10 protein-coding genes and 1 pseudogene are annotated in these 12,436 nt (G+C 74.4%); 7 read left to right on the top strand and 4 right to left on the bottom strand.

Translation table 11 applies throughout. The features are described 5' to 3' along the window. Positions 1 to 18 precede the first annotated feature (18 nt). The 6 genes from ACTJK8_RS19980 to ACTJK8_RS19955 all read left to right on the top strand — a co-directional run bounded on the left by ACTJK8_RS19980 (position 19) and on the right by ACTJK8_RS19955 (position 7,247). Positions 19 to 1,068 carry a sulfonate ABC transporter substrate-binding protein gene (locus ACTJK8_RS19980; RefSeq protein ID WP_440762406.1) on the top strand — a complete coding sequence of 350 codons (1,050 nt, stop codon included), beginning with the start codon at positions 19 to 21 and terminating at the stop codon, positions 1,066 to 1,068. Next, on the top strand, positions 1,068 to 1,850 hold the full coding sequence (gene ssuC / locus ACTJK8_RS19975) for an aliphatic sulfonate ABC transporter permease SsuC (protein WP_012318325.1): 783 nt from the start codon (positions 1,068 to 1,070) through the stop codon (positions 1,848 to 1,850). Before ACTJK8_RS19980 ends, ssuC begins: the two co-directional genes overlap by 1 nt. Then, positions 1,850 to 2,701, top strand: a complete 852-nt coding sequence (locus ACTJK8_RS19970) for an ATP-binding cassette domain-containing protein (protein WP_024830602.1) — start codon at positions 1,850 to 1,852, stop codon at positions 2,699 to 2,701. The genes ssuC and ACTJK8_RS19970 overlap by 1 nt, the downstream gene beginning before the upstream one ends. A gap of 118 nt (positions 2,702 to 2,819) precedes the next feature. Then, positions 2,820 to 3,995 (top strand): FMNH2-dependent alkanesulfonate monooxygenase, encoded by a 1,176-nt coding sequence (gene ssuD / locus ACTJK8_RS19965; protein WP_012318327.1) that lies wholly within the window; start codon positions 2,820 to 2,822, stop codon positions 3,993 to 3,995. Positions 3,996 to 4,136: 141 nt separating this feature from the next. Continuing rightward, positions 4,137 to 4,406: a hypothetical protein gene (locus ACTJK8_RS19960; protein WP_012318328.1), complete on the top strand. Its 270-nt coding sequence runs from the start codon at positions 4,137 to 4,139 to the stop codon at positions 4,404 to 4,406. Between the two features lie 585 nt (positions 4,407 to 4,991). Further along, entirely contained in the window at positions 4,992 to 7,247 is a 2,256-nt protein-coding gene (locus tag ACTJK8_RS19955; protein WP_041372287.1) for a cyclic nucleotide-binding domain-containing protein, read from the top strand. 34 nt (positions 7,248 to 7,281) lie between these two features. Here ACTJK8_RS19955 and ACTJK8_RS19950 read toward each other — a convergent pair whose 3' ends face one another. After that, positions 7,282 to 7,677 carry a DUF3307 domain-containing protein gene (locus ACTJK8_RS19950; protein WP_012318330.1) on the bottom strand — a complete coding sequence of 132 codons (396 nt, stop codon included), beginning with the start codon at positions 7,675 to 7,677 and terminating at the stop codon, positions 7,282 to 7,284. A gap of 345 nt (positions 7,678 to 8,022) precedes the next feature. Here ACTJK8_RS19950 and ACTJK8_RS19945 point away from each other — a divergent pair. Continuing rightward, positions 8,023 to 8,523, top strand: a pseudogene (locus tag ACTJK8_RS19945) (sigma-70 family RNA polymerase sigma factor); the annotation flags it as partial. Positions 8,524 to 8,547: 24 nt separating this feature from the next. On the opposite strand, the gene ACTJK8_RS19940 reads toward ACTJK8_RS19945, so the two are convergent. From ACTJK8_RS19940 to ACTJK8_RS19930, 3 genes are read right to left on the bottom strand one after another with little or no spacing between them, the layout of a single operon-like run. After that, positions 8,548 to 9,960 carry an MATE family efflux transporter gene (locus ACTJK8_RS19940; RefSeq protein ID WP_440762405.1) on the bottom strand — a complete coding sequence of 471 codons (1,413 nt, stop codon included), beginning with the start codon at positions 9,958 to 9,960 and terminating at the stop codon, positions 8,548 to 8,550. Continuing rightward, a complete protein-coding gene (locus ACTJK8_RS19935; RefSeq protein WP_244633067.1) occupies positions 9,957 to 11,288 on the bottom strand; it encodes a lysine N(6)-hydroxylase/L-ornithine N(5)-oxygenase family protein in 1,332 nt (443 codons plus the stop codon). Before ACTJK8_RS19935 ends, ACTJK8_RS19940 begins: the two co-directional genes overlap by 4 nt. A 30-nt stretch (positions 11,289 to 11,318) precedes the next feature. Then, the gene (locus tag ACTJK8_RS19930) at positions 11,319 to 12,386 is read right to left on the bottom strand and encodes a GNAT family N-acetyltransferase (RefSeq protein WP_440762404.1); all 1,068 of its coding nucleotides are present in this window, start codon (positions 12,384 to 12,386) and stop codon (positions 11,319 to 11,321) included. Positions 12,387 to 12,436 lie beyond the last annotated feature (50 nt).

Raw genomic sequence — 12,436 nt, 5'->3', positions numbered from 1 at the left:
GACCGACCGCAGAGAGCCATGACCGACCGATCGCCCCGCGCGCCGTCCCTGTCGCCCGCCAGCGGCCCCGCCCCGAACCGGCGCCTCCTCCTGTCCGCCGGGCTCGGCCTCGCGGCGACCGCGCTGCTGCGGCCGGCCCGCGCGGCCGGCAGCATCCGGATCGGCTACCAGAAATACGGGTCGCTCGTGCTGCTGAAGGGCCGCGGCACCCTGGAGCGGGCCCTCCAGCCCCTCGGCACCACGGTGGCGTGGTCGGAATTCCCGTCCGGGCCGCCGCTGCTGGAGGCGCTGAATGCCGGGGCGATCGACTTCGGCTCGGCGGGCGAAGCGCCGCCGATCTTCGCCCAGGCCGCGAGCCCGGAGCTGCGCTACGTCGCCGCCGAGCCGCCGGCGCCGCGGGGCGAGGCGATCCTCGTGCCCAGGGACAGCCCGATCCGCAGCGTCGCCGAGCTGCGCGGCAGGACCATCGCGCTCAACAAGGGCTCGAACGTCCATTACCTGCTGGTGCGCGCCCTGGAGCAGGCCGGCGTCCCCTACGACGCGGTGAAGCTCGCCTTCCTGGCACCGGCCGACGCCAACGCCGCCTTCGTGCGCGGCGCCGTCGACGCCTGGGTGATCTGGGACCCGTTCCAGGCCGCCGCCGAGCGCGCCACGGGCGCCCGGGTCCTGGTCGACGGGCGCGGGGTCGACGGGCACGCGCTCGCCCCGAACCGCCAGTTCTACCTGTCCCGGCGCGGCTTCACCGACACGAGCCCCGCGATCGTCTCGGCCGTGCTGGAGGCGATCGGGGAGGTCGACGCCTGGGCCGCGGGCCATGCCGACGCCGTGGCGGCGGAACTGGCGCCCTCGGTCGGCATCCCCGCGCCGGTCCTGGCCGTGGCGCTCGGCCGCCTGTCCTACGGCGTCGCGCCCCTGGATGCGACCGCGATCGCCGACCAGCAGAAGGTCGCCGACGCCTTCCACGGCCTCGGGCTCCTGCCGAAGCCCGTCCGGGTCGCCGACGCGGTCTGGACGGCGCCCGGGCCCGCGGACGCCGTCAAGTCCGAGAAGCGGACGGAGAACCGCTGATGCGCCCCTCCAAGCTCGATCGCCTGCGCGACTCCGCGGTGCCCTGGCTGCTGCCGGCCGCCATCCTGCTCGGCTGGCAGGCCGCGGTCTCGGCCGGGCTCGTCTCCAACCGCTTCATGCCGGCGCCCCTCGACGTGGTCCGGGCCGGCTGGGAGGCCGGGCGGACCGGGGAACTCTGGACCAACCTCGGCGTCAGCACCCTGCGGGCTCTGGCGGGCTTCGTGATCGGCGGCGGCATCGGCTTCGCGCTCGGCCTCGCCAACGGCCTGTCGCGCCTGTCGGAGCGGCTGACCGACACCTCGGTGCAGATGGTGCGCAACGTGCCCCACCTCTCGCTGATCCCGCTGGTGATCCTGTGGTTCGGCATCGGCGAGGAGGCCAAGCTGTTCCTCGTGGCGCTCGGCGTGTTCTTCCCGATCTACGCCAACACCCTGCACGGCATCCGCTCGGTGGATCCGGGCCTCGTGGAGATGGGCCGGGTCTACGGCATGTCCCGCACCGAGCTGTTCAGCCGCGTGGTGCTGCCCGGCGCCCTGCCGTCGATCTTCGTCGGCCTGCGCTACGCGCTGGGCATCATGTGGCTGACGCTGATCGTCGCCGAGACGATCTCGGCCTCGTCGGGGCTCGGCTACATGGCCATGCAGGCCCGGGAGTTCATGCTGGTCGACGTCGTCGTGCTGGCGATCCTGATCTACGCCGCCCTCGGCAAGCTCGCCGACGCCCTGACCCGCCAGCTCGAGCGCGCCTGCCTCGCCTGGAACCCCGCCTACAGGAGCGCCTGATGCTGCTCGACGCCGTCCGCCGCGAGGCGCTTCCCGACCTCGGCACCGATCCCCGGCAGGCGGCCGCCGCCGCGCCGGCGCGCGCGCCCGCGGAGCCGCCGGCCCGCGGGATCGCCGTCACCGTCCGCGACCTGCACAAGAGCTTCGACGGCAACGCCGTCATCGAGGGCCTGAACCTGTTCCTGCCGGCCGGGGGGTTCACCGCGGTGGTCGGCCGCTCCGGCTGCGGCAAGAGCACCCTGCTGCGCCTCATCCTCGGGCTCGACACGCCCACCGGCGGCCGGATCGACCTCGAGGGGCCGGCCGCCAGCCCGCGCCGGTCCGAGCCGCCGAAGCGGATCATGTTCCAGGAGCCGCGGCTGCTGCCCTGGGCGCGGGTCGTCGACAACGTCGCGGTCGGCCTGTCGGGGCACGGCTCCCGGGCCGAGCGCCGGGAGCGGGCGCTCGCCGCGCTCGCCGAGGTCGGCCTCGCCGACAAGGCTGGGCAGTGGCCCGCCACCCTGTCGGGCGGCCAGCGCCAGCGCGTGGCCCTGGCCCGGGCGCTGGTGAGCCGGCCGGGCCTGCTCGCCCTCGACGAGCCGCTGGGCGCCCTCGACGCCCTGACCCGGATCGGCATGCAGGACCTGATCGAGCGGATCTGGCGGGCGCAGGGGTTCACCGCGCTCCTCGTCACGCACGACGTCACCGAGGCGGTGGCGCTGGCCGACCGCATCCTCGTCGTCGATGAAGGGCGGATCGCCCTCGACCTGCGGGTCGACGTGCCGCGGCCGCGCCGGCGCGGGGACCCGGACCTCGCCCGCCTCGAGGGCCGCATCCTCGATCACCTGCTCGGATCGCAGCCGACGGCCTGAACGCGGGGCCGCCGTTTCCCGGAGGCGGCGGCCCGCCCTAGCTCTCGACGATCACCGGATGCGCGCAGTCGGATCCGGCTTTTCCGCATCCGGCCACCGGGCCGCACAGGAGATTCCGATGCACGCAGCCAATGACGGGCGCGCCGACGTCCTCTGGTTCCTGCCGACCCACGGCGACGGCCGCTATCTCGGTGCGCGGGAGGGGGCCCGGGACGTCTCGCTCAGCTATCTCCGGCAGATCGCGCAGGGGGCGGACGAGCTCGGCTATTACGGCGTGCTGCTGCCCACCGGGCGCTCCTGCGAGGATTCCTGGATCGTCGCCTCGGCGCTGGCGCCGCTGACCAAGCAGCTGCGTTTCCTCGTGGCGGTGCGGCCGGGCCTGATGGAGCCCTCCGCGGCGGCCCGCATGACCGCGACCCTCGACCGGATCTCGGACGGGCGCCTCCTGATCAACGTCGTCACCGGCGGCGACCCGGTGGAACTCGCCGGCGACGGCGTGTTCCTGTCCCACGACGCGCGCTACGCCGTCACCGACGAGTTCCTGACGATCTGGCGCGGCCTGCTCGCGGGTGAGACCGTGACCTTCCAGGGCGATCACCTGCGCACCGAGAACGGCCGGCTGATCTTCCCGCCGGTGCAGAAGCCCTATCCGCCGCTCTACTTCGGCGGCTCGTCGGCGGCCGGCATGGCGGTCGCGGCCGAGCATTGCGACGTCTACCTCACCTGGGGCGAGCCCCCGGCCCAGGTCGCGGAGAAGATCGCCGCCGCCCGGCAGGCCGCCGAGGCGAAGGGCAAGACCTTCTCGTACGGCATCCGCCTGCACGTCATCGCCCGCGAGACCGAGGCCGCGGCCTGGGAGGCCGCCGAGCAGCTGATCTCGAAGCTCGACGACGCCACCATCGCCAAGGCGCAGGAGACTCTGAAGCGGCAGGATTCCGTCGGCCAGAGCCGCATGATGGCGCTCCACGGCGGCAGCCGCGACAAGCTCGTGGTGGCGCCGAACCTCTGGGCCGGCGTCGGCCTCGTCCGCGGCGGCGCCGGGACGGCGCTGGTCGGCTCGGCCGACCAGGTCGCCGACCGGATGAAGGCGTATATCGATCTCGGGATCGATCGCTTCATCCTCTCGGGCTACCCGCACCTGGAGGAAGCCTACCGGTTCGCCGAGCTGGTCTTCCCGAAGCTGCCGCTGCGCGCCACCACCGGGCGGCCGGCCAGCAACGCCCGCAACGACGGCCCGTTCGGCGAGATCATCGCCAACGACCTCGTGCCGACCCACCGCGTCGGCGCGCACTGACCGGCGGCCCCGCCGGCACGGGGCATGGCTGATCTGCATTCGGACAGCCCGGGCGTCACGGTCATGCCATCCTTGGCGCCCATCCGCACCGCCCATCGCCGCGCGACCCGCTCGCGCGGCCTGGACGAGCGAAGGATTTCGATGACTTCGACCAAGACGGCCCTTCTGGCCATCGGTCTGTGCCTCGGCCCCGCCGCGGCCTTTGCGGAGCAATCCCCGGCCCGGGAAGCCCTCAAGCAGTACTGCACCGGCGACTACATGGATTTCTGCAGCGCCTACGCGCCGGGCGGTCCGGAGGTCGAGGCCTGCTTCAAGGCCAATCTCAAGAAGCTCTCCCCGAATTGCTCGGCGGCGATCACCGCTTACAAGAAGGAGCAGCGGGCGACCAAGCGCGTCAGCGAGGCGCGCTGAGGGCCGAACGCCCGTCCCGCCGGCGTCCGCGACCCGGGAGCCCCCGGCAGCGCGCGCCGCTCCTCCGCGCGGGCTCGGCACGTCGCGCCAGCACCGTCGCCGCCGCCGCGCCGGCTCACGCCCGCTGATCCGCCCCGTCTTGCCCAGGCGCCGCGGGCAAGTCCTGTCCCAGGGGAGCCCGAAGGCGGGCAACCCGGAGCCGTCGCCGGCGCGGGACCTGGGCGTTTCCGCCTGTCCGGATCCCGGGCTCCGCCCGCGTGGGCCCGGGAGATCCGCGCCTGTCCTGGCGCAGGGCGCGCCGCGATCGGACAGGCCGGATCTTCACGGGCGACGCCCGCCGGCACCGCGCCGGCGCCGCGGATCGGCCGACGCGGCGCGATCCACCGCAGCAATCGCCACAATGCTGCCGCGCCGGAGCGGCCTGCACGATAATTTAAGCCGGCACCTGCCATCGGTTGAGAACTGGCGTGGCCAAGGTCAGGTCCTGCGATTCGGCGACGATCCGCGCGCGTGATTGCGCGGCATCTGCCCGGGGATCTGCGAGCTCCGCGCCCGTCGGGATTTCGAGACGCGGGTACCGTGCCGATGACGACAACCGACCTGACGTCCGCCGGGGCCGCATCCCCGGCCGGCGGCCGCGCGGCGATGCTGCGCGGGGCCCGCATCGTGGCGGCCGCGGCCGTCACCGTGATGGTGCTGCTGCTCGACCTCATCAGCTACTCCCAGCTCATCTTCTCGGGTCCGCTGGCGGAGAGCCGCGCGGCCGGCCTGTCGGCGCTGCTCGCGGCCTACGTGCTGGGCAGCCTCGTCTTCATCGCCATCCGCCGGACCGCGCGGATCTCGCTGTCCTTCATCGGCGCGGCCGCGATCGTGCAGGCGGCGATCGCCGCGGCGGTCGCCGGGCAGCTCGAGGCCGCGGGCATCACCGATCCGGAGACGGTCGGCCAGCTCGTCCTCGTGGCCTGCGGCGTCTCGACCTTCGCCACCGGCGTGATCTTCGCGCTGCTCGGCACCCTGCGGGCCTCCCTGCTGGTGCAGCTGCTGCCCTACCCGGTGCTCGCCGGCTTCCTCGGCGGCGTCGGGCTGCTGTTCCTGCGCAGCGGCGTGCAGATCGGCGGCCATGTCGACGATCCGGTCGCGGCGCTGCTCCGCACCGTCGATCCGGCCAACCTCGATCCGGGCCGGATCGATGCCGGGGCGCTCGCCCGCATCGCCCTGACCCTCGCCATCGGGTTCTGCGCCTTCTACCTGCCCCGGATCGTCCGGCACTGGGGGACCTACCCCGCGGTGATCCTGTCGAGCCTCGCGGTGGTCCATCTCGGGCTGGCCTGGACGGGCACCAGCGTCGCCGCCGGGCAGGCCTCGGGATGGCTGATCGAGCCGCTGCCGACGGGCACGCTGCTGCGCCCGCCCGCCATCGGCAGCCTGATGGCCTTCGATCCGCGCCTGCTCCTGCCGATCTGGCCCAAGATCGCCACCCTGGTCGTCGTGGCGGTCATCATCCAGATCCTCTACGTGGTGAGCGTCGAGCTGGAGATCCGGCGCGACCTCGACATCGACCGGATGTTCGTGGCCTCGGGCGCCACCAACCTCGTCGGCAGCGTGTTCGGCAGCTCCGCGATGGGCTTCGGCCGGACCTCGACGCTGCTGCTGCACAATATCGGCGGCGGCCACTGGCTCGGCTGGTGGCTGACCCTCGCGGTCATGGCGGCCCTGCTCATCGTCGGCGCGAGTCCCCTGGCGCTGCTGCCCCGCCCGCTGGCCGGCGGCGCGCTGATCGCCATCGGCATCGGGCTCCTGTTCAACCTCGGCCTCGCCAGCCGGACCCTGCCGGGGTGGGAGATCGCCATCGCGCTGGTCGTGTGCGCCGCCACCGCGTTCTTCGGGGCGACCACGGGCTTCCTCGTCGGCGTCCTGCTGGCGATCCTGATCTTCGGGGTCCAGTACGGGCAGATCGGCGCGATCCGCCGGTCGCTGTCCGGGGCGGAGCGGCGCAGCAGCGTCATCCGCGGTCCCGACGCCGCCGCGCGGCTCGCGGCGGTCGGCGGCCGGACCCGGATCTACACCCTGCAGGGCTACCTGTTCTTCCTCAACGCGCAGGCGATCCACCGCCGGGCCGCCGCGGAGGCCGGCGACCTGCGCGTCCTGATCCTGGATTTCCGCGAGACCGTGGGGCTCGACAGCTCGGCGCTGATCGCGTTCCGCAAGGTCGGCCAGCTCGCCGAGCAGCGGCGCTTCGACGTGCTGCTGGTCCACGTGGATCCGGCGGCGCGGCTGCTGATCACCCGCAACGGGCTCACCGCCGACCCGCGCGTCCGGATCCTCGACACGCTGGACGAGGCCCTGCGCGCCGCCGAGGCCACGCTCCTGGCCGAGGCCGGCGGCGCCGGCCCGGGGGAGGTCGCCCGGTTCGCCCGGCACATGGCCGACCGGCTGGGCAGCGCGTTCGGGCCGGACGACTTCGCGCCCTATCTGACGGTCCGCGAACTCGCGGCGGGCGCGGCGCTGATGCGCCAGGGGGAGGCGGCCGACGCCCTCTACTTCCTGGAGCAGGGCGTCGTCTCCGTCGAGATGGAGGTCCCCGGCCGCGGCAACCTGCGCCTGCGCACCACCACGGCCGGCACGGTGATCGGCGAGATCGCGCTGGTCCAGGGCGGGCGGCGCACCGCCACCGCCGTCGCCGAGAGCCCCTGCCGGGTGGTCGGCATCGACCGCGCCGCCCTCGCCCGGATGGAGCGGGAGCGCCCGGACCTCGCGCTCGCCTTCCAGCGCTTCCTGATCCTGGAACTGGCCGGCAAGGTCTCCGACACGAACCGGCTGCTCGAGGCGGAGATGCAGTGAGGCGCCCGGCGGCGCGCGCCGTCCCGATCGCGCGTCAGGCCGCCGCCAGCACCACGGCGAGCCCGAGATGGGTGACGTGGTGCAGGAACTGGTCGATGCCCATCAGCCACCAGAACCGGGCGTCGGTGGTCGGCAGGCGGGTCCGCTGGCCGACCAGCACCTTGCCGCGGTCGATCCCCGTGTGGATCGCGAAATCGACGAGCGCCAGCCACCACAGGGCCGGCTTCACCGCGAGCGCGATCGCCAGCGTGCCGAGGCCGTGCAGGCCGGTATGGGCGCAGAGGGGGCCGAGCCAGGCCGAGGACCGCTGCTTGCCCTGCGCCATCCAGTTGGTCTGAAGGAAGAAGTCCGCCGCGAGGTGCTTCACGGCGAACGCCAGGACCAGCAGCGCGAAGGCACCCACCGGGACGAGCGTATCGGCGGACGGCATCGCGGCCCTGGCTCTCCTGCCGCGATCCTGCGGGGAAGGGTTCGGCAGCGCGCACCGCGCCCCGAATCGAGGAAGCGCCAGCATACACGCGCCGACCGAGCCTGGCGCGGGCCGAGATCCGGCACGTCACGCCGGCTCGTTCCGGGAAGTCCCGGCGTAGAATTCAGGATCCAGACCGATGTTTCGTCCTCCGGCGGGGCGATCGGCGAGACATTCCATCTATTCCCTTGAGAATCTCGTGGGACGGTAAGTTTTAATAATTCCAATCAACAAAGATAGACGTTGTTCCACAGAACAGCCGCGTGATACCCGTCCGACCCGCATGAGCCGTACCGATGGGACATCGTGAGCGGGACAGTGGCGACCTGGAACTGCGACGCCGGCTTCTCGGGCCAGGGGATCGCCGCGGCCCCGCCGGGCCGGCCCGGCCGGCCGCCGCCCGGGGGATCCTGGAACCTCGCGGCGTTCGAGCGCCATCGCGCCACCTATCTCGCGCGGGCACGCCGCATCCTCGGCTGCCCGGCCCAGGCGGAGGACGTAGTCCAGGACGTGCTGCTCCGGCTGATCGCCGATCCGCCCCCGGCCGAGACCGTGATCCAGGCCGCCTATATCGGGCGGATGGTGCGCAACCTCGCCCTCGACCGGGCCCGGCGGCAGGGCTTCGAGCGGCGCCTGTTCACCGATCTCGACGCCGCCCCGGACCCGGCCGATCCCGGCACGGGGACCCCCGAGGCGGCCGCGGCGTCGCGGGAATCCCTGCGGCAGGTGGAGGCCGCGGTGGCCGAGCTGCCGGAGCCGGTGCGCACGGCCTTCCAGCTCCACCGGGTCGAGGGCGTGCCGCAGGTCGAGATCGCGGCCCGGCTCGGGGTCTCACGCGCCCTGGTGTGCGGTCTCGTGCGCCGCGGCCACCTGCACTGCCTCGCGGCCCTCGACCGGCGCTGCGCCGCCTGCCCGGCGCGCGTCCAGGCCCCAGGCCAGCAGCAGCGCCAGGCCGAGCCCGTCGGCCAGGAACTCGGCCGCGACCCGGCTGGCGAGCACCCCCGCGTAGCCGAGGAGCGGCGGCAGGATCAGGAGCGGCGGGATCAGCGCCAGCCCCTGCGCCGCCAGCGACACGGCGGCGGCCCGGCGCGGCGCGCCGATCGCCTGGAACAGGGTCGCGGCCGTGAGCTGTAGGCCCACCGGCATGAAGGCGACGGCGAAGAGCGCGGTGGCGCGCGCGCCCGCGCGGGCGGTCGCGGGATCCTGCGCGAACAGGCCCGCGAGGGGCTCGGCGCAGGCGATCATCAGGCCGCCGACGACGAGGCCGTAGGCGAGGGCGGCGGCGAGCACGAAGGCGAGGGCGCGGTGCAGCCGGTCCCGGCGGCCGGCGCCGGCGGCGTGGCCGAGCACCGCCTGGGCGCCCGCCATCGTCCCGAGGAGCGGCAGCGCCGCCACCAGGGTCAGGCGCAGGGCGATGCCCTGCGCGGCGACCGCGGCGTCGCCGTAGGGCGCGGCCGCCTCCACGAACAGCGCCATCGCGACGGCCGCGAGCAGGCTGGAGCCGGTGGCGGGCAGCGCGAGCGTCAGGGCCTCGGCGAGGGCCCCGCGCCCGATCCGGCCGCCGGGCCACCGGAGCGACACCCGGTCCGCCCCCCGCGCCCGGGCGAAGTGCAGGCCGTAGGCGGCCGCGCCCGCGAGCTGCGCGCCGATCGCCGCCCAGCCGGCGCCGACGGTGCCGAGGCCGCAGACCCGGATCAGCACCGCGTCGAGCAGGATGTTGAGGCCGAAGCTGCCGACCATGACGGCGCCGCTGAGGCGCGCGTGGCCCTGGCCGCGCACGACGAAGCCGCCGACGATCATCACCAGCATCAGGGCCGTGCCGACCGTGGCGAGCGCCGTGTAGGGCGCGGCCTCCGCGGCGAGGACGGCATCGGCGCCGAGGAGGCGGAGCCAGAACGGCGTGTCGGCCACGATCGCGGCCGTCACGGCGAGCCCCGCCGGCAGGCTCAGCCAGAAGCCCAAGCCGGCGGCGGCCGCGGCCCGGTCGCGGTCCCCCGACCCGAGGGCGCGGGAGACCTGCGAGGCCGCCGCGATCCCGGCCCCGTAGCCGAGCGCCGCGACCAGCAGCGTCACCGGGTACGCCAGGGCGATGGTGGCGATCGCGGCGGCGCCGAGATCGGCCACGAACCACGCGTTGACCAGCATCTGCAGCGCGTGCGCCGAGATGCCGAGGATCGCCGGCCCGGACAGCCGGAGGACCAGGCCGACGACCCGGTCCTGGTCGAGGTCGACCGGCCGCCTCACGGGATCGAGGCGGCCGAGCGGATCGCCGCGCGGGCGGCCCGCTCCTCGGCGAGGATGGTCTGCGCGATGGCGCCGGCCCGCACGGGCAGGATCGACAGCAGCGTCTCGGTCAGCCCGTGGGTCGGCTCGCTGAAGCCCTGGAGATGCAGGCTCACCCGGGGCTCGGCGCGCTCCAGCGGCAGGCGGTAATGCCGGTCCGCGGTGTCGCCGGCGAGGAACGGCCGCACGGGCTCGAGGATCGCCGGCAGGGCGGCGCGCTGGTAGCCGGTCGCGCAGATCACGGCCGCGTAGCTCTGCCGCTCCGTGGTGCCGTCGACGTCGTCGCGCAGGGTCGCGCGCAGGCCGTCCGCTGCCGGCTCCAGCGCCTCCACCCGGGTGCTGCGCCGCAGCCGGTAGCGGGTCACCCCGCTCACCGTCTGCTCGTAGAGCGTGGCGTAGAAGTCCTGGATCAGGTCGGCATCGACCACCGCGTAGTTGGTGGCGCGGTGGGCGGCGATCAGTTCCGCCCGCACCGGCGCCGCGGCGCCGTGGATCCGATCGACGGAGGCCGGGTCGAAGATCTCGTTCACGAAGGGGCTGTCGTCGGCGGGCTTCAGGGCGGGCCCGCGGATCGCGAGATCGACGAGCGCCCGCGGGTAGCGCGCGCCGAGATCGGTGACGATCTCCACGGCGCTCTGGCCGCCGCCCACCACCAGGATGCGGGGCTCCGGCCCGTCCAGGCGCGGCGCCCCGAGGGCCTGCGCGATCCCCGGCAGGTACCAGGAGGAGTGGATCAGCCGCCGGTCCCGCGCGTGGGCCGCGAAGGGGGCGGGGATCGCCGGGTCGCCGCCCGCCGCGACGACGAGGTGACGGCAGCGGCGCAGGCGGCGCGACCCGGCATCGCCCCGGGCCTCCACCACGAAGGCGGCGAGCCGGCCGTCGCGGGTCTCGGGCCGCACGGAGTCCACGATCTCGCCGTACGCGACCACGTCCGAGAACTGGTCCGCCGCCCAGGCGAGGTAGTCGTTGTACTCGACCCGCGACGGATTGAACGTCTTGAGGTTGAGGAAGGTGCTGAGCCGCCCCTTCACGTGCAGGTAGTTGAGGAAGCTGAACGGGCTCGTCGGGTCGCGCAGGGACACGAGGTCCTTCACGAAGCTGATCTGCATGTCGGCGCCGGGCAGCATCATCGCCCGGTGCCAGCCGAACCGCTCCTGCCGCTCGATGAACCGCAGGGACGGCCGCGGCGGCCCGTCGCCCATCGCGTCCCGGAGGGCGATGGCCAGCGACAGGTTGGCCGGGCCGAAGCCGATCCCGATGATGTCGTCGGTCGCGGGGTGATCCGTCATCGCTCGCATCTCGCTCGCTCGAAGGGCGGTCTAGGCCGGCACGGCGGGGGGCCGCGGCGCCGCGTCGGCGGCGGCCGCGCCCGGCACCCAGAGCCGGTCACGGACGAAGTGCTCGCGCGACAGGGCGACCAGGGCCGCGCGCTTGTGGGGGAAGTCGACGGTGGCGATCGTCGCGAAGCCGGAGGCGTGGAGGTTCCGGATCTGCTGGGCGTGATCGGCCCGCGGCTCGCCCACGACGCGCTGCGTGCGCGGCTCGTCGAGGAACAGGTAGTGCATCAGCGACGGCAGCCAGGCCGAGAGGGCGGGCCGCCCGCGCACGGACGCGTCGCCGATCGCCACGTGCCAGCCGCGGTCGTAGGGGCCGGACTCGTAGAGCGGCCCGAGCCGGCTCTCCCGCGCCCAGTACAGCTCGAAATAGCCGAAGGGCCTGCCGTCGAGGCAGCCGAACAGCGGCAGGGTGGCGGGGTCGGCCTGGAGCCCGGCGATGTAGGCGGCGTGCGCCTCCAGGGTGCCGGTCTCCTGCCAGACCGCGGCGACCCGGGGATCGTTCATCCAGGCCGAGAACAGGGCGACGTCGCCGGGCTCCGTCATCGTGCGGAAGCTCAGGCGCCGGTCGAGCCAGGGGATCGTCCGCGCGTAGACCGTGCCGGAGGGCGTCCCGGGCCGCAGCGGGTGGCGGCGGCCGGCCGTGGCGGTGAACAGCTCGGGGAAGGGCGGACGGGCCTTCGGGAGCCAGCGGGCGGCGCATTGCCAGAGGAGACCCGGCAGGATCTCGACCCCGTCGCCGACGGGCCGGGCCGCGCCGAGGTCGAGCAGCCGTCCGGACGTCGCCGGATCGGCCGCGACGACGATGCGCAGGACCTGCGTGTCCTGGGCGGTCAGAGCCTCGGCGCGCGCCAGGATCGCCTCCGCGGCCGCGGCCGGCGCGGCCGGCGCGGCGAGGCGGATGACCGGCGCCTCCCGGGTCCCGTCCAGGGTGAGGGGCACCGGCACGGTCGCCTGCGCGCTCACCGGCGCGCTCACCGGCGCCCCCTCATCGTGGATGCTCGCGGGGTGCGCCCCCGGGTCGCGCATCGCTGGGCTCGAAGCGTCCGTCATCCGTCCTCCGCACGTCGTCGGCACCTCCCTGACGGATGGGGCCGCCCGGC

Source organism: Methylobacterium sp. 22177, from assembly GCF_052045615.1.
Taxonomy (GTDB): domain Bacteria; phylum Pseudomonadota; class Alphaproteobacteria; order Rhizobiales; family Beijerinckiaceae; genus Methylobacterium; species Methylobacterium radiotolerans.
The sequence above is the reverse complement of the archived record's forward strand: the minus strand, read 5'-3'. Positions and strand labels throughout refer to the sequence as shown.